This window comes from Colwellia sp. BRX10-3, assembly GCF_014077505.1.
In the GTDB taxonomy this organism is placed as follows: domain Bacteria; phylum Pseudomonadota; class Gammaproteobacteria; order Enterobacterales; family Alteromonadaceae; genus Cognaticolwellia.
On record NZ_JACGWA010000005.1, the window covers coordinates 73,678 to 96,506 of the forward strand.

Here is a 22,829-nt window from a genome sequence, read left to right on the forward strand (position 1 = left end):
CTGACTATTGCCTTAGGCTACTATTTTCCAAACTGTTGCTGACGTTGCCGGCATTGACTAAGCACGTCTTTCTTTGCCGCCACATTAAGCTTGCTCCATGCCATAATTTCATCAATATTTCGAAAACAACCTAAACAAACATCCTGTTCATTTAAACAACAATTGCGCACACAAGGGCTAGCAACTTCTTCAACATTGTCTATTGGTTGGTAGTATTTAACACTCATATCGTTTCTGCAAATTCAGTTAACTGTATTAAACACAGTTTGAGATGATTTAGCTGACGTTGCAATTCTTCTTTTTGTTTCGATGAAAACACGTCACTCGCACCTGTTTTACTTATCAACTGACTCAGCTGCCTACATTGCGCTAATAAAGGCGTGGCGGCAATAACTTTTGCCAAGGTCGTTAATGACGCTAAAAGCGTTAATGCTAGCGGGTAATCTTGCGTCTCTATTGCAATACTTAACGCTTGAGTGTTGGTACTAATGTCAGCCAAATATTCATTTAACATAAAAGCGGCTAACTCAGCAGAACCTTGATTTTGCGCGAATTGGCTTAAATCAAAAGCATCATATGTCGGGTTATTTATTTGTTCAAGGTTGAGGGCAAAGTCTAATGACTGATCAATTTCAGCCAACTTTAATGCTTGTTCAAAAGTAGCATCAATTTCGTTAGATGTATTTTTTGGCACGACTTGCTGCTTATTACCTTGTTTACGCTGCTGTTTTTGTGGGGCTGATGCTAGCTTATCTTCTCCCATACTCGTTTGTGATTTTAACCACGGTGATAATTGCTGGGTGAGTTTTTGAATATCCAGTGCCGATGCTAAATAACCACTATACCAAGATTTTGGTAAGTTGAGCTTGTGGAAAAAGTCTGCCTTGCTGTCATTATTTTTAAGCACAGCAAAAATGCCACGCACTGTAGATACTGAGTCACGAATATCGACATTAAAACCAACAAACTCGGAAATAACCACTAAGTAACGCCCTGACTGCCATAAGCGCTCAAGATGCTCTACTTGAGAAACCACGGTAACCTGCAAACCAAGCCAGTGCAATATTCTAATTAAAGCATCATTTTCACGTTGCTCTGCCACACCCAGTAAAACTTCAACTTGGCTAGGCATAAAACGATAAGGTGAGAAAATTTCTGGCTCAACGGATAAATTAATCTTGGTAGTTCCACTGAGTAATTGCGCAACACTGGCAATTAACTCACCGGTGAACCAAGGCAAATTACTGGCCGAAAACAAGCCAGTTCTTTGTAATGAACCGCAATGAAATGGTTGAATAACCTGTATTTTAGGTTGTAATTTAGTCGGTAAACTAGCCAAATGTTTAGTGATTAAATCATAATCTGAAAAGTATACTTCTGGCGATAAAATAATAACATCTAAGCGATTTTTCGTTAGATGCTTAATACTGATTTGGCGTTGAAATAGCGACAAATCTTGCATTTTTTCCACTACAGCTTTGCTATAGCTGAGTTGGTGACAAATTCTTTCACGGCTGCGCTTGTCAGTCGCAATCACTAAAAGTGTGCATTTAGCTAATTTTACAGGCTTGTTTTTGCTCAATTGGTTTAGGTTTTCGGCAACGGTTAATGAGAATTCAAAAGTAAACTTTCCCGCCGACTCTAATTGTTGACTGACTTTATTACTGACATTGAAAACTAACTGTAAATCTCGTAAATAATTATCAACAGTATTATCAAAATCAGCACCTATTTCGTCATCCACGGCTAATTCACTGACCATTTGAGATAACATTTCTGCATGCGATGGTTTATTAACGAGAAAACTCATTCGTACGGTTTGCTGCGCGCTATTTACGTCAATAACTTGCAAGTCGACTTCGAGCTCAACCCCGCGCTGTTCGGTCAACATTTTTTGACAAATTGTGCGAACCATGGCTTGAAATAATTCACTTTCAAGCGTCACCAAAGAGGCTAAGTTATCTGATATATTTAAATAAATGAGATTGTCGTTATGCACTTGCACCAAGCTAACATTGGTCAGTGCTGTGTGCATTTCATTAGCCAGTGTCACTGTTGATAAAGTCAAAACAAAATCGTCTCGACGTAATTGCGCGCTGGTTTTTAGTTGCTCATTACGGCTTATTAACTGTCGTAATTGCTGATATGCAAACTGTTCGTCACCGTCAGTTAATGACAACATTTGCCTTGCTACCATAGCTTTACTTATCAGAACTGAAGCCTCTTCGCTATGAGCAATAATGGCGAGTTTATCGGCTTGGTTTTGCTGTTGAAGTTGTTGCTGTAATTGTGTATTGCCATCTTTAAGTGCGCGATACTCTTCTACATTGGATAAACTGCCACACCAATTGCCATCAAGGTATTCGATAGTTAAAGCAATGGCTTTTTCTTGATTGCTGATTAAGGAGATTTTTTCAACGCCCTTATGCTTTTTAGCTTGTCGTGCAATAGATAAAATTGCGCGAACATCTATCCGACTAAAGCACTTACGCCAATGTTTATTCGCATGTTTAACACCTAATAAAACACGTAATTGCTGTTGTTGCTTATCTGACAGTTCAGGTAATTGCCAAAAAACATTCCCGGTATGGCGAGACATATGCGCCGTATGATTTTGGTGTTGTTGCTGCTGCTGTTTAAAGTCAGCCTCACTGTGTAATGGCTGAGTAAGCTGTTTAATAGAATTGATGATTGCGCTAATTTCAAGACCAGGTATTTCTGCTACAACCTCACCTTTAGTCACAAACTCATCAACGACAACGGTACTTTGCACACCAAAGTGTTTAATTTGTTTGCGTAGGCTCAAAAGTAAGCTGATAAAAATAAGACTAAGCAGAACAAAAACACACGTAATCAGCCAGATATAATGTTTAGGTTGTAAACTTATATTGATTTTCGCCAGCCATGTCAGCAACTGCTGCTCGATAATAGATGATTTTAGCGGCTGCACGACAAGTGCTTTATCCAGTAAAGGTATTAAATCACGCTTTTGTGTTGTTATCTCTGCCTGAAAGTCACTAGCCCTGCGTAACTGACCCCGCCATTTTGCAAAGGTATTTTGTTCGCTAAACAGTAATTCGTTAAGCATTGTGGTTTGTTCGATTAACGCGATTTCGTTAGCCGTTTTGTCTGTCACCTCGGTCATATTTGTTAACCAAAGGCTAATATCACTTTGAATTTTTTGTTGAATATAATCAAATTCGACTAAATCATATTGCAAGTCAAGTTGGTTAAACATCACTAAAGTATCAATTAAACCTTGGTATAATTCACGGTTGATATTTAAATTATTAACAATATTACTCAGCGTTTTAGCACGTGTAGCTGTGGCTCGAGAGGTTAAGTTGTTTTGGGTAATTAGACGATATAAAATTTGTTGCTGATTGGCTTGTTCAACAATTAAACTAGACAAGCTATCTGTAACTAAGGTTAATTGAATAGTGACGCTGTCTTTGAGTTGCAAGTTTCGTCGCTCGCTTTGAGTCAAGCGCGAGACATTTTCTGCCTGCAATTGTAAACGCTGAATAAGCTGTTCTAATAATTGTCGATTGTGTCGACTTAACACGGAAATATTATTTAAGTTTTCATTTAAGGTTCGATAATTAGCACCAAAATTTGCAGCATATTTACTGTGCAATAAATCATTGAGCAATCGATCATTTTTAATCAAGAGTAATTGTTGTTGATTGTGCTTTTCAATAGCCGGCAATTGCTGATATTTAAGGTGTGCTAAATCTTGTTCATATTGAAAGTAAAACGAGAAGCCCACAAAAAAAAGCAAGGAAAAGCTTAAGGCTAATAAATAAAATCGGCTGTTAAGCTGACGATATAGCGGCAGTGTTGAATCCATGAACGAGGTAACATCCTAACAAGTCAAATACATAATGGGTCGTTTATATAGGCAAACCAGTTCAGCAAGTTTTCAATTGGTTTGACTATATAACAGTGTATGGGTTTAACTTTAATAAGCAACGATTAATGTACCACTCAGGTTTTAAGCTTTAATATATTAAAGCAATTTTTAAGTCATTTAGCGCCGCCAACATAATGGTCAACGACTCAACCCTCATTGTTACTGTTGCTGTTTTTATTGCGCTATTACAGCAATCTCAATATTACAATAAAACTAGATCAACATAACTGAAAAAATGCGGTAAGATGCCAACATACCGAAATATGAACAAAGGTTGGACCAGTATGAGCCAAACGAACTACCTGCTAAAACTCCAAGAAAAATTTCTTAAATATCCATTTGGGCGCACTTTATTTAGTAAAATGTTTGCATCCCAAGCGCCATACTTTAAATCAATAAAACCTCGTATTTTGAAGTTAGAGGAAAACTTTTGTCAGGTATTACTACCAAAGCGTAAGCCGGTACAAAATCATATTGGTACTGTCCATGCTATTGCAATATGCAACGCACTAGAAATGGCGATGGGTGCAATGACAGAATCCTCTATCCCAAAACATTTACGATGGCTACCAAAAGGTATGAACGTAAATTATCTTGCTAAATCGACAACAGATATTATTGCAGAGGCTAAAATAAATCCTGAACAATGGCAGACTGGAGATGTTTCAGTGTCTGTGCGGGCATTAGATACTAATGGCACTGTTGTTGTTGATGGTGAAATCAGATTATGGCTATCTGAAAAGCCGATAAAGTAGCGCTATGACTTGATGCAGGTTAGAACAAAATGAACATGAAGATGCGCGAATAATGGAACGGTGAACAAAAAAAGTTACCAAAGATTAGAGTGATACTTTTGGTAACTTGTTTAAAGTTATTAAGGTTGCAGCAAAGTAATTAAGCTTAAAGCTTAAAGAAATGTTCTTGGTACACTTTTAATTCTGCAATAGATTCACGAATATCATCCATCGCTAAATGTGCACCCGTTTTAACCACTTTATCTAATACCTCTGGCTTCCAACGACGCGCTAGCTCTTTTACCGTACTCACATCTAAATTACGATAGTGAAAGTAATCTTCAAATTCCAGCATGTACTTATTAATAAAACGCCTATCTTGGCCAATACTGTTACCACACATAGGTGATTTACCTTTAGTCACGTAAGGCTTAATAAATTCCAAAGTTTGTGTACTTGCATGCGCTAAACTCGTTGAACTTTCACGACACCTTTGGGTAAGACCTGATTGACCATGATGTTCGATGCACCATGGATTCATATTATTTAATACTTCATCGCTTTGATGAATAGCAAACACAGGACCTTCAGCTAAAATATTAAGTTGGCTATCGGTAATTATTGTCGCAATTTCTAAGATAACGTCAGTGCTGGGTTCAAGGCCTGTCATCTCTAAATCTAACCAAATTAAATTACTATCGTTAACACTCATTGTTATTCCTAGGTTAATTACTTTTCATCAAGTTAGTCTCTTTTAACAAACCCGCTACATGGCGTTGAGTCGGTAAAAGGCGCGATTACACATGCATTTATATAATGCTTGAGTATATAATACGTCAGAATGTAGCATGATTAAATTTATTTGTCGGTTGCCTGAACAGATTAGCCTTTATACCCGATCTACTTCAAGATACTGATTCCCTAGCTTAGCGCTGAAACTGCATACTGAAGTACAACAGATATACATGCTGACTTAACATAAAATGAGACTAACTTGTGGCTAAAGCCAAAAAACTAACCAAAGGTCAAGCGCGGCAGATCAAAGCTAACCAAAGTAAGAAGTTACGCAAATCTACTGAAAAGGTGCAATGGCAAGATGACGAACTAGCTGCAGTCGAAACCGGTACAATTATCAGTCGTTTTGGTCAACATGCTGATGTAGAAAGCAGCGATGGCGAAATTTTTCGTTGCAATTTACGTCGCAGTATTTCTTCTTTAGTGTGTGGCGACAAAGTACTTTGGCGTAAAGGCAAGGAAACTCAGCACAGTATTTCTGGTGTTATTGAAGCCGTTCACGAACGAGACTCTGTGCTAAGTCGCCCTGACGTATATGATGGTGTTAAACATATTGCCGCCAATATTAGCCAAATACTGATCGTTTCATCGGTATTACCAGCTTTTAATGCTGACATTATCGATCGATACTTAGTGGCGGCAGAGCAAACCGGCATTACCCCGGTCATTTTATTGAACAAAGTAGATTTACTCGATGATAGCAATCGTGAAGCTATTGAAAATCAATTAAATATTTACCGTAAAATTGGCTATCAAGTTACTTATATGAGTAACGAAACCGGTGAAGGTATTGCCGAGTTAAAGTTGCAGCTTAGCCAACACACCAGCGTATTTGTTGGACAATCAGGCGTAGGTAAGTCAACACTTACTAACACCTTGATGCCTGAATTAGGTGTGGTAACTAAAATTGTTTCAGAAAATTCAGGGCTTGGACAGCACACCACTACCGTTGCCCGGCTGTATCATTTTGAACAAGGTGGTGATTTAATTGACTCACCAGGCATACGAGAGTTTGGCTTATGGCATTTATCACCCGAGCAAGTCAGCAATGGTTTTATCGAGTTTGACGAGTACTTAGGCACCTGTAAATTTCGTGACTGTAAGCACCAAAAAGATCCTGGATGTGCATTAATTGCCGCCAAAGATGAAGGTAAAATTTTCCCTGAACGCTTAGCCAGTTTCCAAAAAATATTAGCCAGTTTAGGTGATAATACCCTGACCTCACGCTTTAATGATTAAACAGTTAAAATATAAATTAAGGAAAAATAGTGTTAGTTAATAAAATAAAAATCGCTTTGCAATATATGATGCCAAAACACGCCATTTCACGACTTGTGGGTAAATTTGCTGCTGCAGAAGCGGGCTGGCTTACCACCAAGGCCATCAGTAACTTCATTAAAGCTTACGATATTAACATGGCAGAAGCTAAGTTAAAAAATGCTACAGATTTTAAAACCTTTAATGACTTTTTCACTCGTGAACTTGAAGACGGCGCACGTACTATTCTCGAAGATCCCGATACTGTTTGTTACCCTGTTGATGGCGCCATTAGTCAACAAGGCCCAATTGAACAAGGGCAACTTATACAAGCAAAAGGCTTTAATTACAGCTTAGAAACTCTACTTGGTGGCGATAAAGCAACGGCAGCGCCTTTCCAAGACGGTGAGTTTTCATGTATTTACCTTGCTCCGAAAGATTATCACCGTATTCATATGCCCATTGCTGGTACTTTACGAGAAATGATTTATGTGCCTGGTGATTTATTTTCAGTAAACCCGTTAACAGCGAACAATGTGCCTAACTTATTTGCCCGTAATGAGCGTGTTGTCGCTATTTTTGATACGGCGCATGGCGCGATGGCAATGGTACTTGTCGGTGCAACCATAGTTGCCAGTATTGAAACAGTTTGGGCCGGCACTATTACACCACCTGCTGGTAAAGATGTATTTCGCTGGCAATATCCCGCTGATGGCACTGGTGCTATAACGCTGGAGAAAGGCGCTGAAATGGGTCGATTTAAATTAGGCTCTACAGTCGTAACTACCTTCGCGCCGAACATGGTGAAATTTAACCAAGCAGCCGGACCTGAAACCGTCACTCGACTTGGTGAACATTATGCTGATTTAGTGAAATCTGATGAAAGTGCTTAAGGCTTCTCTTATGGTTTTACATTTCAGCCTTGGGCATTACAAAAGATGCAAATAATTGCCCATCGAGGTGCTAGTGGTGAGTTTGCTGAAAACTCACTTCTGGCATTTGAGCAAGCCATATTACAAGGCTGTGATGCTATTGAATTTGATGTGCAATTTCATCAAGCCAGTGGGGAGTTTATTCTCCTACATGACAGTTACCTTTGGATTGACAAAAATAGCGGCGAAAATACTAGCGGAAAAAAAGTCCATTTTAATCAACTACCGCTCGATGAACTGGTTAATAATTCATCTAACGCCAAATTCAATATTTGTACCCTAAATCAAGCTTTGCAATGTATTAACACTCAGTGCCTGATCAATATTGAATTAAAATCTGCGGCACAAGGCGCTGAACTTGCCGATGAAATGCAAAAGCTCGAACACATAATTCAACAAGCACAACAGCGTGAATTAATTTCTTATCAACAACTTATTATTTCTTCATTTAATCATCATGCACTTATGCATGTATCAACGTACTTTCCTGCCGTAACCACAGCAGCACTGATAGCTTGTTGTCCTCTTGATTACGCTGCATTTTGCCAAAAATTAAAGGTTAAAATGCTAAACCTTTCAGTTGAATGTATGAATCCTGAAATTATTAATGACGCGCATCGCCGAGGCTTAAAGGTTTGGGTTTATACTGTTGATAATTCGGATCAAATTAAGCAATGTCTTGAATACCAAGTTGACGGTATATTCACCAACTTTCCACAACGTACTCGTCAAATTATATTGGCCCTTACTTAACACTGACTAGACAATAAACAGCAACAACCTAGCTCTTTAGTTAGCAATTAAATCGAACAATTGAGTAATTGCTATTGCTCATTTATTCCTCTCAAGATAGGATAGAGAAATAAGATACGAGTATTTTCGTATAAAATACCAAACTGATTAATTCTCATTGAGTGAAAAATACATAATCCGCTTGGTATATTAATTTTAGATAAATTTACCTTAAGGAATCTCAATGTCACGAGATAAATCAACTATTAAGCCTACAGAGGCAGAACTGACCTTGCTTAATATTCTTTGGAGAATGGGACCTGCTACGGTTCGTCAAATCCATGAAACAGTTAGCCAAACTCAAACAACTGGCTATACTACTGTACTGAAAATATTACAAATAATGCACGAAAAAACGCTTGTTATTCGCGATGAAAGCAACCGAGCACATGTTTATGCTCCTGCAAATAGTGAAATGGTTACGCAATCGTCTTTATTGAAAGATTTAGTTTTAAAAGCCTTTGGTGGTTCAACATCTAAATTAGTTATGCGAGCGTTAGATAATTCAACCAGCAAAGAAGAAATTGAAGATATTAGACAGTTACTCAATCAATTAGAGCAGCAATCTTAATTAACTTAGACTTTAGAGGGAATTTACATAGGCATGTCTCAGGAAAGCTTAATAAATAGTCCGTTATTAGCTGCTTTAGCCATAACTCTTATCCATTTTCTATGGCAAGGAGTTCTAATTGCAGTGGTATTAAAAGCTTTACTATCGCTAATTTCCCATCAAAAATCTCAACTACGCTACGCATTAAGCGCTATGGCAATGCTTGCCAATCTAATTTTACCTACTATTACTTTCTTTCTTGTTTACGATAGCGGTTATCGTCAAGCGACGAACTTTGCTCAAGCCTTACCTTTACTCGACCAAAACTTTTATTTAGAGCAAATACAAGCAAATGCTTGGTATATGGAATGGTTAGAATTTTTACCGCTAGTGACTATGGCTTGGCTTGCTATTGTTAGCGTGCTCGCGCTTAAGTTAATCATAGAGTTGTACAATGTTAACAAACTGCCGTTGCAAGGCTGCACTGCCGTTGATATTGCACTACAAAAGCGTTTTGATGCGCTGATATCTAAGGTCGGCTTGTCGAGAAAAGTAGTATTGTTACTTTCTAGCAAAACCGATGTTCCTATGGCTATTGGTTGGTTAAAACCTGTGGTACTTGTACCCTTTAGTATGTTGTCGGGATTAACCCCTCAACAATTAGATATGTTATTGCTGCATGAGTTAGCACATATTCGACGTCATGATTACTTAGTCAACTTTTTACAAACTCTTGTCGAAATATTACTGTTTTTTCATCCGGCAGTCAGTTGGGTTTCAAAACAAATGCGTAACGAAAGAGAATATTGTAGCGATGATATTGCTGTGCAACATTGTGGCAGTTCGCTTGCTTATGCGCACACCTTGGCAGATACCGCATCTTTGTGCGAAAAACATCGCCATCACACCATTCCAAGTATGGCAATGGCCGCTTCCGGTGGCGATTTAAAGCAACGCGTGGTTCGTCTGTTAGACAATCAACAACACTGCACCAAAACTACTGACTCAGGAAAATGGCTCGCTTCTTTTACCATTTTGCTGACCATTATTTTCCTGTTCTCGAAATACTCACTCACCTTGCCGGTTATTGATCTGCAGTCAGGGAGTATTTCATTACATAACTCTGCCACCGTACTCAGTAAAAGTGCAATAACACATATACCTTTAGCATTTGAACAAGCAAAGACTAACACCTCAATTGCTAGCCGTTTATTAGCCATAGACAACTCAAGTGCTAGCGAAGTATCGGCACTGAAAAAAACAATAAACTCGCCTCAAGCGATTATCGAAAGTCGTAAAGTTATTGCAAAAAAATCGGTAGATAAGTCTAATAGTATTAACAAAAATCCAGCAACGCCTTATTACAACGAGTTGCCATTTGTTAGCACAAACTCAAGCAATAAAAATAATATTGCACAACAAAACGTAGCATTAAAAGAGGCTATACAAACTAACCAATACCCTACAATAGCTAAAACCAAATCGATTTCTCAATTAGCATTTGAACGCACTGACTCAAAAAGTAAGTCAGCAACAGCAAACCCATATAAGCAACAAATTAACGCATTATCAAATGAACCTATCATCGCCAAAAACACGCCAATAGCTGTTTTAAACAGGACGCAATATGGTCTTAGCTACCAAGAACAGGCTGATAACAATGCACAGTTAAGAAACACACTTTTTAGTCCAAAAAAGCTCAGCAATAGTGTAGTTGAACATAAGAGTTTACAAGCTAATACTGTTGCTGCGAGGCTATTAGACTCAATTGAACCTAAATATCCTGCTTCGGCAAAAAGAAAAGGGATAGAGTTAGAGATCATGGTGGAGTTTAATATCGATAGAAATGGCTTAGTAAAAGACATTCAATTTGAATCTGTAAGTAAAGCTAGCTACTTCCGAAATACCATTCGTAACGCAATGGAAAAGTGGCGCTTTCTACCTGCCAAGAAAAATGGTCGAGCGGTAGAAAGCAAAATGTCTAAAATATTCTCCTTTAGTCTTTTAAAATAAACTCAGCGATTTTTTCGCATCGATAAATATTTTTCTTGCTGTTCTGGTGTTAATACTTGCATAACGCCATGGCGAGCTTTTGCCTTTTCCATAATCGCTTGTTGAAAGTTTGGCTGATATTGTATGTAAAGTGCATTAAACTTATTTTCATCAAATTGGCTTGCTTGCAGTAATGATTTAACTTCTTCTTTAAAGCCAGAAAGAGCGGCTTTATGCGCCTGTCTATCTTCTTTCATATGAGTAAAAATCTCCTTAATTTCACTGCGCTGCTCTGACGTTAAATCTAATTTTTTCGCTAAGCGATGCAAATGCTTTTTCATCTTTTTATCTTGTTTATCAACACCACCACCATTTTCATGACTGATGTATGAGTGATGGTTTTCACTTTTATCGGCCATAGCATTTACATTAGCACTAAGACTACTGATACCAAGCACAAATAAACTTATTGCAGCATATGGCTTTATAGTTGAATAAAGTTTTTGTATTTTCATAGTTTTGTTCCTCAATTAATTCACCATCAGTATAATTTGTGCAACGAAAGGAAACGCAAACCAACGTAAATGTTTTGTAAAGATAGCCATTAGTCATTAATTTATGCGTTATTATAATGCTAATCAAACCAGTTAAATGATCTCATGGTTATTAGTACTCATTACTCAACTCTAGTTATTAGCGAGAGCAACAATGAAAAAACATAAACTTCTATTGATAGACGATGACAAAGAACTTGCTGAGTTATTGTCTGATTATCTTGCTACAGAAGGTTTTGAATTAGTATGCTGCTATGACGGTATCATAGGATTAGAGAAAGCCTATGATGACAAAATCTCACTGATTTTATTAGATGTGATGATGCCAGGCTTAACCGGCTTCGAAGTACTAAAGGCATTAGGAGGCAATCACAAAACGCCCATATTAATGCTGACCGCTAAAGGTGATAACGCCTCGCGAATATTAGGCCTAGAACTTGGGGCTGATGACTATTTACCAAAGCCCTTTCAACATCGTGAATTGCTGGCCCGTATTAACGCCATTCTTCGCCGCATAGACATTGTAAAAAACAGTAAAGAGCAAACGTCTGCGTTACAAGTTAACGGCGTAAAACTTAACCATGCTACCCGCCAAGTGAGTTGTCACAACCAACACATCGAACTTACCGGTACTGAATATCAAATTATTGAACACTTGATGTCAAAACCAGGGGGAATTGTCAGTAAAAGTGAAATATCTGAACGGGTATTAAAACGTAAGTTAAGTGCTTTTGACCGTAGTATCGATATGCATGTCAGTAATATAAGGCGTAAACTATTACCTTTTAGCCCAAGCGACAAACTTAAAACTATTCGTGGTGCTGGTTATATTTTCTTGGCTGGTGAATTAAGTTAATGTTGAGAGTTACCGGTAAATTTTCTTCAATTGGCGCTAAGCTATTTATCTGTTTTTGGTTAATTGTTATTTTAACCATTGGCGCCACTAGGTTGGTGTCGGAGCAATTTAGAACAAAAAGTTTTATTGCTCCTACTCATCATGCTGATATGGCTAAAATAGAGCGAATTAGCCGCCAAATCAAACGTAACCCTGCAACTAGTGTGCAAAAAGTGCTGTCAATGTTGCCGAAAAGAGAAGGCCGAGAATTACTCTTAAAAAATGTGACAACTAATGAAGTACTTGCTTCAGAAAAATGGCAAATAGTCAGTTTACAAAAATTTTTAACCGAAAATAACCTAGAAAGCCTGACGACGGTTAAGTTTGAATTCTACAGAATGACAGGGCCGCTAGCGATTAATGTTGCAGGTACTCCTTACCAGTTATTTCTTGCAAGCCGTGACCGAAAACCTCCTTTTGGCAGTATTATACATCGTATTCCCACGTGGCTACGTTTGGCTATTCCGGTCATTATCAGTTCTATTTTACTCTGGTTACTCACTCGCTCATTAACCAAGCCATTAATCGCTATGCAAAAAGCTGCAGCACGTTTTGGTGATGGTGAATTTACCGCGCGCATCCCCTTAATAGCACAACGCAATGATGAAATTGGTGCATGTGCGGTAAGCTTTAACTTAATGGCTGAAAAGCTAGAACAAAATATTGGTTCGCATCAACGACTCATGGCAGACGTTTCTCATGAATTGCGATCACCGATGACCCGGTTACAAATCGCCCTAGGACTTGCACAACAAAACAATATAAGTGAAGACTTATTACACAAGCATTTACAACGATGTGAACTTGAGGTCGCTAGGCTCGATGAGATGATCTCAAATGTATTATCGTTATCTCGAATGGAAAACACCATTAGCCAAATGGAATTGATGACGGTCGATCTTAAACAACTATTAACCCTTTGTATTGAAGACGCACAATATATCGCCAATGAAAAGTCCATTACCATTGCCTTTGAATATCCAGAAACAGCACTACTGCAGGCTGATGCAAACTTATTATCCAGTGCCATCAATAATATTTTGATTAACGCGATAAAATATAGTCATAAAAACCAGCAAGTAAAAGTGTATTTAATCAAAACCAATAGCCATTTCGTGATCAATATTATGGATACGGGTAGTGGTGTTCCAGCGAATGACTTACCTAAGTTATTTGAAGCCTTTTATCGAGTGGCACAGTCGCGTGAACGCACGACAGGTGGTACGGGATTAGGTATGGCCATAGCCAAACAAGCTATTGTTGCGCATAATGGCAACATTAGTGCTCAAAATAATAGTGAGAATGGCCTCACGGTTACCATTGAGTTACCGTTAGAGATCAGTAAAAATAGTGTTAATGAATCATAAAAAATTTTATCAGCTAGTTTTCTTTATTTGGGTATTATTAGGAATATCAGCAATGGCTAACGCAAAAAAATTAGAGAGTAAGCGAGCGCTTACATCAGAAAAAATCGCTGCTATTGCAACCTTTTGGCAAACTGTAGTTCAAACTTCATTCACCACAGATGACAATATCAGTATCGCCTATGCGACTAATTTTAAACGCCCAGAAACGCCTTACATTGTTATTGTGCCTGGCCGCTCAGAAAGTTACCTCAAATATCAAGAGTTAGCTTTTGATCTAGACAGTCAAGGGTATGATAGCGTTATTATAGATCATCGTGGGCAAGGACTTTCTGCGCGTTTCACGCCTAACCGCTTACAAGGGCATGTGGTTAAATTTGACCATTACGCTCAAGATTTACATCAATTACTCAACCTGGTGTTACCCGCGCAATATCCGCAACATAAGCAAGGCGCTTTCATGCTTGCACATTCTATGGGCGGCGCAATTGCCTTACGATATTTGCAACTTTATCCAAATAATATCAAAGCACTCACCTTAAGTTCGCCCATGATAGCCATATCAAGTGGTGGCGCGCCAAATTGGCTAGCAAAAGCATTAATAAAAACGGGCTCGACAATAAACCGCTGGCTGTCTAAAACACCATGGTATTTTTTTGGGCAAAGTGATGTAAATGTAAGTTCATTTGCTGAAAACCGGTTAATGCATTCAGAGCCACGTTTTAAACATTTTCAATCTTTATATCACGCACAACCAGAGCTAAAACTTGGCGGTGTAACATTTAACTGGCTTGAGCAGGCTATTTTAAATTCAGACAACCTATTACTTGATATAGAAAAATTGTCGCTGCCTATACAAATGTTACAAGCAGGAAGTGAGCACATTGTTGACAATAATGCTCAGCAAGTTTTTTGCCAGCAGCTAAATAATGTTAATAGCAGAGCTTGCCCTGATGGGAAACCGGTTATCATATCTGGCGCCTACCACGAGCTTTTTTTCGAATTAGATCAATACCGAGATATCGCGATAGATAATACCATCGCCTGGTTTGAGCAACATCGATAGCTATATTTAAATTGCGCTTAGCTTAGTAATTAAACTGGTTTTATTTCATCCGTTGACTCTTGATGATTGGCCGCTGACAAAGGGTCATGATGAATAAAAACCTCACACGGTGCTAACGCTGCAATAATTTCAACTTCAATAGCCTCGCCAATAGTGTGAGCCTCTAACAAAGACAAATCACCATCTAATTCTAAGTGAAATTGAATAAAACGATCAGGCCCTGCTTGTCGTGTTCTTAACTCATGTAAACCATGCGTACCTTCATGTGCCAAGACAATTTTCTTTATAATAGTAAGCTCTTCTGGGGTAAGTTCATGATCCATTAATTGATGGACACTGGTCCAGATTATTTTACCTGCACCAATTAACAAAAATATACCTACAGCAACAGTAAAAAATCCATCTGCTTGCAACCAATAACCTTGACTTAAAAATAGCGCAGCAAGCACGCCTAAATTGAGAATTAAATCAGATTGATAATGCAACGCATCAGCACTAATCGCGACAGACTTTGTGCGGTTAATAACATATTTTTGTAACATTACTAACATCAAGGTCATAACAATAGCGATAATTGACACCCCAATACCGACTTCGGTTCGCACGACTTGCTGCGGATTAATAATGCGGTCAACACCATTAAACACTAACAACAATGCCGAACCCAAAACAAATGCGGCTTGCACTAATCCAGCTAAACTTTCCGCTTTACCGTGGCCAAACTTATGCTCTTTATCGGCAGGGGCTAAGGCGAAGCGTAAAATCACCACATTCATAATTGAGGCAAATAAATCTAAAATCGAGTCAGTGGCAGAAGCCAGCATAGAACTAGCATCAGTAACAAAAAAAGCGTAGAGCTTCAACACGACTAAAGTAAATGCGGTTGCTGTTGCTGCAAATGACGCTAGCCTAACTAAGTCAGCATATTGGTTTGAATCTATCTTGTTAGCCTGCACACGGCCCTCCTAATGAAAAATATTAGCTTAAGCATTCGCTACAAGCACGGTATAATACCATCTTATTATACAATTTATTAAGCACTTGATATGTTAGATGTCGTTTTATTTCAACCGCAAATTCCTCCCAACACTGGCAATATTATTCGCCTATGTGCTAATACTGGCTTTAGATTGCACCTAATTGAACCACTTGGTTTTGATTTAGAAGATAAAAAATTGCGCAGAGCGGGATTAGATTACCATGAATTTGCAGCGCTTAAACGACATGCAAACTATCAAAGCTTTATTGAGACTGAACAACCTAAGCGTGTATTAGCGGTAACTACAAAATCTACCGGTTATTATGGTGATGTAAACTTTCAGTCGGGTGATTATCTTTTATTTGGCTCTGAAACGGGCGGCTTACCCGAAGATGTAAGACAACAAATTCCCGATCAAGACAAAATCAGGATCCCGATGCTAAAAGACAGTAGAAGTATGAACTTATCGAACGCTACTGCCGTTATTGTTTATGAAGCATGGCGACAATTAGGTTTTGAAAATTCAGTTTAACCAGCTGACCGTACATCCTGTACATCTTCACTCATTCACATCGACGTACACGGATTTACTAATGCAGTGGCGCCATGGATGGCTAGGAACGGCCATGTGATCGTGACATTGCCGACATGGATGTTGGTACTTAGTTTTTGTCTGGAACAAAAAAACTGACCGTACATCCTGTACATCTTCACTCATTCACATCCATGTGAACGTGACATACCGTACATCCTGTACATAAAAAAGGCATACAACTTAACGTTTATATGCCTTTTCTTACAAAGTTTGTTTAACTGAAACTATTCAAATTTACGATCACGCGACAATAAATCTGCGGCGGCCAATCTGGCGTCTTTACCGCAGTACAGCACTTGATAAACCTGCTCAACAATAGGCATTTCAACGCCCATTCGCTGTGCTAGCATATAAACTTCTTTGGTGTTGCGATAACCCTCTACCACTTGACCAATATCGGCAATGGCTTGCTCAACACCAGCGCCACCACCTAGTGCTAAACCAAAGCGACGATTGCGCGACTGATTATCAGTACAAGTTAAGACTAAATCGCCTAACCCTGCCATACCCATAAATGTTGACGGTTCTGCATGCAGCGCACAGCCTAAACGAGTCATTTCCGCTAAGCCACGAGTGATTAAAGCGGTTCGTGCATTGGCGCCAAAGCCAATACCATCGGCCATACCTGCACCAATCGCAATAACGTTTTTAACCGCGCCGCCTAATTGCACACCAATAAAATCTTTATTACTGTAAACACGAAAAGTGCGCTCACAGTGCAATAATTTCGATATATCTTCAACGAAAGCATCATCTGTTGACGATAAAGATATCGCTGTTGGTAATCCTGCCGCCATTTCTTTTGCAAAAGTAGGTCCAGAAAGTACAGCTAACGATATATCATCACCTAAAATCTCTCGTGCTACATCTTGCAATAAACGCCCCGTATCGTGTTCTAAACCTTTAGTTGCCCAAACTAAACGGGCATCTTCTCTCAGAAAAGGCTTTATTTTCGTCAGCATTTCACCAAAAACATGGCTAGGCACAACTAATAAAATATTTTTACTGGCGGCAACTACGCTTGCTAAATCATCACTAACTACCAAAGCTTCAGGAAACTTACTACCCGGTAAATATTTTTCATTAGCCCGTGAGCTCTCCATTTCAGCAACGTGATTATTATCACGCCCCCAAAGCAATGTTTTATGGCCATTACGCGCTAAGCATATCGCCAGCGCTGTGCCATAAGAGCCAGCGCCAACTACGGAAATGGCGGCAGAGTCAGGGTTCATAAACTAGTGAGTTTCTGTGCTTGCTGGTGCTTGTTCGGCATTCGCTTGTGCTGCACGTTGTTGCACATAATTTGCGAATAAGGCTTCAAAGTTCACCGGTGCTAAGTTAATTTGTGGGAATGAACCACGGCTAACCAAGTTGGCAACTGCTTCACGCGCATATGGGAATAATGTGGTTGGACAAAATGCGCCAATAGTATGAGCTAATTGTGCTTCAGGTAGATTACCAATAGTAAAAATACCCGCTTGCTGAACTTCAGCTAGAAATGCAGTTTGATCTTCAACTTTAGCGGTAACAGTGAGTGATAAAATCACTTCAAAAGTATCGTCAGCAAGTTTAGTTGATTTTGTATCTATATCTAACTGAACTTCTGGCTTCCAATCTTTTTGAAAAATTGCCGGTGAATTTGGCGTTTCAAATGAGATGTCTTTTGTGTAAACGCGTTGAATAGCAAATTGTGGAGCTTGTTGTTCGGCAGTTGCTTCTGCGCCGTTTTGAGTTTCGTCAGCCATGTTGTTAATTCCTATATATTTATGCCATTTTTTAAGGCATTTAATTGTACGTTTTTTTCACTCTTACTGAGAGGTTAAAAGTGAAGCTAATTTTCCTTGAGCATGTAATGCAAATAAATCGTCACAACCGCCAATATGCGCATTGTTAATAAATATTTGTGGCACTGTTGAAGCGCCCTCGCTACGTATGATCATTTTCTCACGCAGTGGTGCATCACCGTCAATTTTTATTTCATTGTAAGCAACCTTCATATCATCAAATAAGGCTTTCGCTCTCACGCAATAAAAACAAGTCGCTTTAGTATATATGTCAACTGCCATCATGATAATCCGTTGTTGGGGTTTATGTTACTTAGTTACAGGTAAACCTGCACTTGACCAAGCATTCATTCCACCTTTTAGTAAGTTTACGCGAGTAAAGCCCGATTTTGCTAACTGGCTAGCCACTTTACTGGCACTCATACCCGCACTACATACTACAATAATGGGATTATCTTTATGTTTTTCAAGACTAGTGAAGTCATTTTTACTGACTTTTTCATTGCCAAGATGTATAGCATCGACAATATGTCCGGCTTTAAAGTCTTTCTCGCTGCGGCTATCAACCACAACACCAGACTCTCTATTAATTAAAAAAGTCATTTGCTGTGTGCTTAATTGCTTAATAGGCGACATTTGAATTTTAATCGTAATAACAATAATCATTAAAACAATAACTAGCCAAGCAGCGCTAAGCAAAGGCTGGCTCATTGCGAAAGTAATAAGTTGATCCATAAGTTTTACATTCTAATTAACTAAAAATTTTCCACAGTATACAGGCTAATAAACTAAACCCAAACTGAACTTTTCATAGAAAAACACAATAATGAAATAACTTGGCACTGATGACTGCTTTTTGATTTTAAATCTGATCTTAAATCTGAAACATTTTGTCTAAACAGACACAAGATATTCACTTCGTGACTTGATATACTGCTGCTGAAAATTATTTTCATTTATCTTTGCTTGTATTATTTTTATCTATCTTTGCTCGTATAAAGGAAGCCGTGATGCCAAACAAGAAGTCTACCGTTCTTATTATTCTAGATGGTTGGGGATATAGAGAAAACACAGAATCTAATGCTATTTTTCATGCCAATACCCCAGTGTTAGATAACTTAATGGCCAATAAGCCCAATATGTTGATTGAAACATCGGGCATGGCAGTGGGTTTACCTGACGGGCAAATGGGTAATTCTGAAGTTGGCCATGTCAACTTAGGTGCAGGCCGTATTGTTTATCAAGACTTCACTCGCATTACCAAAGCGATTAAAGATAAAGAGTTTCAAAGTAACCCTACTTTAGTTAATGCGGTAGACAACGCCGTAAGCAACAATAAAGCCATACACGTTTTTGGTCTATTATCTCCTGGTGGCGTGCATAGCCATGAAGATCATATATTTGCCATGTTAGAAATGGCGGCAAAAAAAGGCGCAAAAGCGATTTATTTACATGCGTTTTTAGACGGTCGCGATACACCACCACGCAGCGCTGAAGCGTCACTAATCAAAGCACAAGCAAAATTTGCCGAACTTGGGTGTGGCCAAGTAGCCTCAGTTATTGGCCGTTATTATGCCATGGATAGAGACCAGCGTTGGGATCGCGTTGAATCCGCTTATAATTTAATGGTTTCAGGCAAAGCAGAATACCAATTCAGCAAAGCGACTGACGCTTTACATGCTGCTTACGAGCGTGATGAAAATGACGAATTTGTCAAAGCCTCTGCAATTACCAACATCAATGGTGAAGTTATTCAGGTACATGATGGCGATGCGATGATATTTATGAATTTTCGTGCCGACCGTGCACGCCAATTTACCCGCTGTTTTACCGACGCAAAGTTTTCAGGCTTTAAACGCCAGCAACAACCTAAACTCGGTGATTTTGTCATGCTGACCGAATATGCCGCTGATATTGATGCGCCATGTGCATTTCCCAAGGTCAAACTTAACAATGTATTAGGCGAATGGTTAGAAAAGCATGACAAAACACAACTGCGAATTTCAGAAACCGAAAAATATGCCCACGTAACCTTTTTCTTCAGCGGTGGTAAGGAAGATACATTTAAAGGTGAAGAGCGAATATTAGTGCCTTCACCACAAGTAGCCACTTATGACTTGCAGCCAGAAATGAACTCAACCCTATTAACCGATAAGTTAGTTGCGGCGATTGAAAGTGGCGATCACGATTTTATTGTTTGTAATTATCCCAATGGTGATATGGTGGGCCATACTGGTGATTTTGATGCCGCCGTAAAAGCCTGTGAGGCAGTAGACGCTTGTATCGGTAGAATAGTTACCGCATTAGAAAAAACGGGCAGCGAGGGTTTAATTACCGCTGATCACGGTAACGCAGAACAAATGACGGATCCAGTATCAGGACAAGCGCATACCGCACATACTTGTGAACCTGTACCATTAATTTATTTTGGACGAAACGCAAAAATGGCAAAAACCGGCGCGCTCAGCGATATCGCTCCAACTATTTTATCATTAATGAACCTGCCTCAACCCGAAGAAATGACAGGGTGTAACTTATTAAAGTTAAATTAACAATAACGTGATTTTTAACGTGAATATCAGGTACCCAATATTGAAACTTAGCCGGCTTACCCCTGGCTATGCTTTTTTTATTGGGCTAATACTGTTGTTTTGCTCGTTACATGTTGTTGCGCAAGCAGACGCCAAGAACAATGAAAAAACAAATCAGCAACTTACTGATATTCAACAAGCCATTAATCAACAAAAACTTAACCTATCAAGCACTAATGTAAAAATTAGTGATTTAGAACAACAATTAAAAGCTGATGATCTTGCTATCGGTAAAATTGCTAAAAATTTAGCAAACACGACTAATGACTTAGTCACAACTCGCGAAAAACTAGCCCAGTTAAGCTCTGAAAAAAAGCAACTTGAACTTGCCAAAAAACAACAAGAACACATATTAGCCAAACAACTTAGAGCCGCATATTCTACCGGTCATCACGACTATATAAAGTTAATTCTGAATCAAGAAAAACCCAGTAGCGTGCAGCGTACTATTACACATTATCAATACCTCAATGCTGCTCGTATTAAAGAAATTGAAGCATTTAAAACTACGATTACTCAATTAAATGACGTAACCAAACAATACCAACAACAAGCCGAGCAATTAACACAATTAACGCAAACCCAAAACCAGCAAAAGCAAATTCTCGAATTATCAAAAACCAAACAAAAACAAACATTAATAGCCTTGAATAAAAAGGCACTTACCGGACAACAAAAACTAGCTAAGTTAGAACGTGAAGAATCAGCATTAGTTGCTTTATTGAAAAGAATGGCGGCTGCGGCAAAAGAAGTTGAAAACTTAGTCGGTTTGAGTAAATTAAAACGTAAACTCAGTTGGCCTGTTAAAGGGCGAATTAATCACAGTTTTGGTTCAAGTAAGCAAGGATACTTAAAATGGAAAGGGGTATTTCTTTCAGCACCGATTGGCCGAGAAGTTAAAACTATTCACAATGGCACCATTTTATTCTCAGATTGGCTTAAAGGTTATGGGCTAGTCACTGTTGTTGATCATGGTGATGGTTACATGAGTTTATATGGCCATAATCAAGCATTACTTAAATCAGTTGGTGATCGTGTTGAAGCAGGTGAACCAATTGCCTTAGTAGGCCAAAGTGGTGGTCAAGCTAATTCAGGACTGTACTTTGAAATTAGGCATACGGGCATCGCTGTCAACCCTAAACTCTGGTGTAAGTAGTATTGCTTATTATTACAATTAATATTATGCATTGAACTAGTCGATTTTGACCATCTGAACTGCTATTCTACATAACGACTTATAATAAGAAAAAATTAACGTGCTTCGATTACTGCCAAAACTCCTGCTTACATTAAGCTTACTTTTCCCTGTTTTAGTTTATGCTCTACCCGCGCAAGTAGCTATTATTATAGACGATATTGGCTATCGAAAAAGCGATGTTCATGCACTCTATTTACCTGGAAGTATCAGCTATGCCATTCTTCCTCACACGCCATATGGTAAAAGACTAGCGTTGCAAGCAAAAGCGAAAAATAAAGATGTTATTTTGCATATTCCTATGGAAGCAAAAAATGGCAAAAAGCTAGGACCTGGCGCACTAACCAGTGCAATGAACGAAAACGGCATTCGAGAAAGTTTAAGCAATGCCTTTGCTGAAATTCCCTTTGCCTTAGGTATAAACAACCATATGGGCAGTAAACTTACCGAGTTATATCAACCCATGGCTTGGACCATGCAATTTTTGCGTGAACGAAATTTAATGTTTGTTGACAGCGTAACCACCAACGCTAGCCAAGCGGAACAAGTTGCGATAAGTTTTGGTGTGCCAAGCTTACATCGCCATATTTTTCTAGATAATAAATTAGAGCACAATTATATTCGTCGACAATTTAAACAGTTAATACGCGATGCTAAACGCTATAAAACTGTTGTCGCTATCGCACACCCGCATCCTGAAACAATCCGTTCATTACTCAAACTTTTGCCATTACTCAAGAAAAACAATGTCGAGCTAGTGCCAATATCTCAATTACTTAACAATAAAATGGCAACAATTAACCAGCAAATATCGGCTGAAGATTAAGCCAACTTAGCCTAC

Annotated in this window: 22 protein-coding genes; 13 read left to right on the top strand and 9 right to left on the bottom strand. The window is 38.7% G+C overall.

The window, feature by feature from the left end; translation table 11 throughout:
- Nucleotides 1-20: 20 nt before the first annotated feature.
- Nucleotides 21-227 carry a DUF1289 domain-containing protein gene (locus tag H4J38_RS09655; RefSeq protein ID WP_182131592.1) on the bottom strand — a complete coding sequence of 69 codons (207 nt, stop codon included), beginning with the start codon at nt 225-227 and terminating at the stop codon, nt 21-23.
- A complete protein-coding gene (locus H4J38_RS09660) occupies nt 224-3,850 on the bottom strand; it encodes a hypothetical protein (RefSeq protein ID WP_182131593.1) in 3,627 nt (1,208 codons plus the stop codon). Before H4J38_RS09660 ends, H4J38_RS09655 begins: the two co-directional genes overlap by 4 nt.
- A 347-nt stretch (nt 3,851-4,197) precedes the next feature.
- Between H4J38_RS09660 and H4J38_RS09665 the strand changes: the two genes are divergently transcribed.
- Nucleotides 4,198-4,668 carry a hotdog fold domain-containing protein gene (locus H4J38_RS09665; protein ID WP_182131594.1) on the top strand — a complete coding sequence of 157 codons (471 nt, stop codon included), beginning with the start codon at nt 4,198-4,200 and terminating at the stop codon, nt 4,666-4,668.
- A gap of 145 nt (nt 4,669-4,813) precedes the next feature.
- Here the strand turns inward: H4J38_RS09665 and orn are convergent, their stop codons facing one another.
- Nucleotides 4,814-5,359 (bottom strand): oligoribonuclease, encoded by a 546-nt coding sequence (orn, locus tag H4J38_RS09670; protein WP_182131595.1) that lies wholly within the window; start codon nt 5,357-5,359, stop codon nt 4,814-4,816.
- Nucleotides 5,360-5,643: 284 nt separating this feature from the next.
- On the opposite strand from orn, the gene rsgA reads away from it, so the two are divergent.
- The 5 genes from rsgA (at nt 5,644) to H4J38_RS09695 (ending at nt 10,986) form a co-directional block, all read left to right on the top strand.
- Complete coding sequence (gene rsgA, locus H4J38_RS09675; RefSeq protein WP_182131596.1) at nt 5,644-6,681, top strand: small ribosomal subunit biogenesis GTPase RsgA; 1,038 nt, start codon at nt 5,644-5,646, stop codon at nt 6,679-6,681.
- Nucleotides 6,682-6,710: 29 nt separating this feature from the next.
- Nucleotides 6,711-7,592 (top strand): archaetidylserine decarboxylase, encoded by an 882-nt coding sequence (gene asd, locus H4J38_RS09680; RefSeq protein ID WP_310733462.1) that lies wholly within the window; start codon nt 6,711-6,713, stop codon nt 7,590-7,592.
- Nucleotides 7,593-7,637: 45 nt separating this feature from the next.
- Nucleotides 7,638-8,384 (top strand): glycerophosphodiester phosphodiesterase, encoded by a 747-nt coding sequence (locus H4J38_RS09685; protein WP_182131597.1) that lies wholly within the window; start codon nt 7,638-7,640, stop codon nt 8,382-8,384.
- Nucleotides 8,385-8,607: 223 nt separating this feature from the next.
- Nucleotides 8,608-8,994 (top strand): BlaI/MecI/CopY family transcriptional regulator, encoded by a 387-nt coding sequence (locus tag H4J38_RS09690; RefSeq protein ID WP_182131598.1) that lies wholly within the window; start codon nt 8,608-8,610, stop codon nt 8,992-8,994.
- Nucleotides 8,995-9,027: 33 nt separating this feature from the next.
- Nucleotides 9,028-10,986, top strand: a complete 1,959-nt coding sequence (locus H4J38_RS09695) for a M56 family metallopeptidase (RefSeq protein ID WP_182131599.1) — start codon at nt 9,028-9,030, stop codon at nt 10,984-10,986.
- A 2-nt stretch (nt 10,987-10,988) separates the two neighbouring features.
- On the opposite strand, the gene H4J38_RS09700 is transcribed toward H4J38_RS09695, so the two are convergent.
- Nucleotides 10,989-11,480, bottom strand: coding sequence for a Spy/CpxP family protein refolding chaperone (locus tag H4J38_RS09700; protein ID WP_182131600.1), 492 nt, complete (start codon nt 11,478-11,480; stop codon nt 10,989-10,991).
- Between the two features lie 193 nt (nt 11,481-11,673).
- On the opposite strand from H4J38_RS09700, the gene H4J38_RS09705 reads away from it, so the two are divergent.
- The 3 genes from H4J38_RS09705 to H4J38_RS09715 are packed head-to-tail and all read left to right on the top strand — an operon-like array spanning nt 11,674 to nt 14,844.
- Nucleotides 11,674-12,375, top strand: a complete 702-nt coding sequence (locus tag H4J38_RS09705; RefSeq protein ID WP_182131601.1) for a response regulator — start codon at nt 11,674-11,676, stop codon at nt 12,373-12,375.
- Nucleotides 12,375-13,781 (top strand): ATP-binding protein, encoded by a 1,407-nt coding sequence (locus H4J38_RS09710; protein ID WP_182131602.1) that lies wholly within the window; start codon nt 12,375-12,377, stop codon nt 13,779-13,781. The genes H4J38_RS09705 and H4J38_RS09710 overlap by 1 nt, the downstream gene beginning before the upstream one ends.
- A 52-nt stretch (nt 13,782-13,833) precedes the next feature.
- Nucleotides 13,834-14,844, top strand: coding sequence for an alpha/beta fold hydrolase (locus H4J38_RS09715; protein WP_182131603.1), 1,011 nt, complete (start codon nt 13,834-13,836; stop codon nt 14,842-14,844).
- Between the two features lie 29 nt (nt 14,845-14,873).
- Here the strand turns inward: H4J38_RS09715 and H4J38_RS09720 are convergent, their stop codons facing one another.
- Nucleotides 14,874-15,800 (bottom strand): cation diffusion facilitator family transporter, encoded by a 927-nt coding sequence (locus tag H4J38_RS09720; protein WP_310733463.1) that lies wholly within the window; start codon nt 15,798-15,800, stop codon nt 14,874-14,876.
- A 90-nt stretch (nt 15,801-15,890) separates the two neighbouring features.
- Here H4J38_RS09720 and trmL point away from each other — a divergent pair, with 90 nt between their 5' ends.
- Entirely contained in the window at nt 15,891-16,355 is a 465-nt protein-coding gene (gene trmL, locus H4J38_RS09725; RefSeq protein WP_182131604.1) for a tRNA (uridine(34)/cytosine(34)/5-carboxymethylaminomethyluridine(34)-2'-O)-methyltransferase TrmL, read from the top strand.
- 287 nt (nt 16,356-16,642) lie between these two features.
- On the opposite strand, the gene gpsA is transcribed toward trmL, so the two are convergent.
- The 4 genes from gpsA to H4J38_RS09745 all read right to left on the bottom strand — a co-directional run bounded on the left by gpsA (nt 16,643) and on the right by H4J38_RS09745 (nt 18,937).
- The gene (gpsA, locus tag H4J38_RS09730) at nt 16,643-17,650 is read right to left on the bottom strand and encodes an NAD(P)H-dependent glycerol-3-phosphate dehydrogenase (protein ID WP_182131605.1); all 1,008 of its coding nucleotides are present in this window, start codon (nt 17,648-17,650) and stop codon (nt 16,643-16,645) included.
- A 3-nt stretch (nt 17,651-17,653) separates the two neighbouring features.
- Nucleotides 17,654-18,163 (bottom strand): protein-export chaperone SecB, encoded by a 510-nt coding sequence (gene secB, locus H4J38_RS09735; protein ID WP_182131606.1) that lies wholly within the window; start codon nt 18,161-18,163, stop codon nt 17,654-17,656.
- Nucleotides 18,164-18,226: 63 nt separating this feature from the next.
- Nucleotides 18,227-18,487: a glutaredoxin 3 gene (grxC, locus tag H4J38_RS09740; protein WP_182131607.1), complete on the bottom strand. Its 261-nt coding sequence runs from the start codon at nt 18,485-18,487 to the stop codon at nt 18,227-18,229.
- Between the two features lie 24 nt (nt 18,488-18,511).
- The gene (locus H4J38_RS09745) at nt 18,512-18,937 is read right to left on the bottom strand and encodes a rhodanese-like domain-containing protein (protein ID WP_182131608.1); all 426 of its coding nucleotides are present in this window, start codon (nt 18,935-18,937) and stop codon (nt 18,512-18,514) included.
- Between the two features lie 275 nt (nt 18,938-19,212).
- Between H4J38_RS09745 and gpmM the strand changes: the two genes are divergently transcribed.
- From gpmM to H4J38_RS09760, 3 genes are all read left to right on the top strand, one after another.
- Nucleotides 19,213-20,754: a 2,3-bisphosphoglycerate-independent phosphoglycerate mutase gene (gene gpmM / locus H4J38_RS09750; protein ID WP_182131609.1), complete on the top strand. Its 1,542-nt coding sequence runs from the start codon at nt 19,213-19,215 to the stop codon at nt 20,752-20,754.
- 40 nt (nt 20,755-20,794) lie between these two features.
- Complete coding sequence (locus H4J38_RS09755) at nt 20,795-21,949, top strand: murein hydrolase activator EnvC (RefSeq protein ID WP_220465500.1); 1,155 nt, start codon at nt 20,795-20,797, stop codon at nt 21,947-21,949.
- A 100-nt stretch (nt 21,950-22,049) separates the two neighbouring features.
- The gene (locus H4J38_RS09760; protein ID WP_310733464.1) at nt 22,050-22,814 is read left to right on the top strand and encodes a divergent polysaccharide deacetylase family protein; all 765 of its coding nucleotides are present in this window, start codon (nt 22,050-22,052) and stop codon (nt 22,812-22,814) included.
- Nucleotides 22,815-22,829 lie beyond the last annotated feature (15 nt).

Coding starts and splice junctions, on each gene's coding strand:
- gpmM (WP_182131609.1), top strand. CDS start 19,213: ATGCCAAACAAGAAGTCTACCGTTCTTATTATTCTAGATGGTTGGGGA.
- H4J38_RS09710 (WP_182131602.1), top strand. CDS start 12,375: ATGTTGAGAGTTACCGGTAAATTTTCTTCAATTGGCGCTAAGCTATTT.
- H4J38_RS09655 (WP_182131592.1), bottom strand. CDS start 227: ATGAGTGTTAAATACTACCAACCAATAGACAATGTTGAAGAAGTTGCT.
- trmL (WP_182131604.1), top strand. CDS start 15,891: ATGTTAGATGTCGTTTTATTTCAACCGCAAATTCCTCCCAACACTGGC.
- H4J38_RS09695 (WP_182131599.1), top strand. CDS start 9,028: ATGTCTCAGGAAAGCTTAATAAATAGTCCGTTATTAGCTGCTTTAGCC.
- H4J38_RS09715 (WP_182131603.1), top strand. CDS start 13,834: ATGGCTAACGCAAAAAAATTAGAGAGTAAGCGAGCGCTTACATCAGAA.
- H4J38_RS09660 (WP_182131593.1), bottom strand. CDS start 3,850: ATGGATTCAACACTGCCGCTATATCGTCAGCTTAACAGCCGATTTTAT.
- gpsA (WP_182131605.1), bottom strand. CDS start 17,650: ATGAACCCTGACTCTGCCGCCATTTCCGTAGTTGGCGCTGGCTCTTAT.
- H4J38_RS09685 (WP_182131597.1), top strand. CDS start 7,638: ATGCAAATAATTGCCCATCGAGGTGCTAGTGGTGAGTTTGCTGAAAAC.
- secB (WP_182131606.1), bottom strand. CDS start 18,163: ATGGCTGACGAAACTCAAAACGGCGCAGAAGCAACTGCCGAACAACAA.
- H4J38_RS09700 (WP_182131600.1), bottom strand. CDS start 11,480: ATGAAAATACAAAAACTTTATTCAACTATAAAGCCATATGCTGCAATA.
- orn (WP_182131595.1), bottom strand. CDS start 5,359: ATGAGTGTTAACGATAGTAATTTAATTTGGTTAGATTTAGAGATGACA.
- H4J38_RS09745 (WP_182131608.1), bottom strand. CDS start 18,937: ATGGATCAACTTATTACTTTCGCAATGAGCCAGCCTTTGCTTAGCGCT.
- H4J38_RS09665 (WP_182131594.1), top strand. CDS start 4,198: ATGAGCCAAACGAACTACCTGCTAAAACTCCAAGAAAAATTTCTTAAA.
- H4J38_RS09690 (WP_182131598.1), top strand. CDS start 8,608: ATGTCACGAGATAAATCAACTATTAAGCCTACAGAGGCAGAACTGACC.
- H4J38_RS09705 (WP_182131601.1), top strand. CDS start 11,674: ATGAAAAAACATAAACTTCTATTGATAGACGATGACAAAGAACTTGCT.
- grxC (WP_182131607.1), bottom strand. CDS start 18,487: ATGATGGCAGTTGACATATATACTAAAGCGACTTGTTTTTATTGCGTG.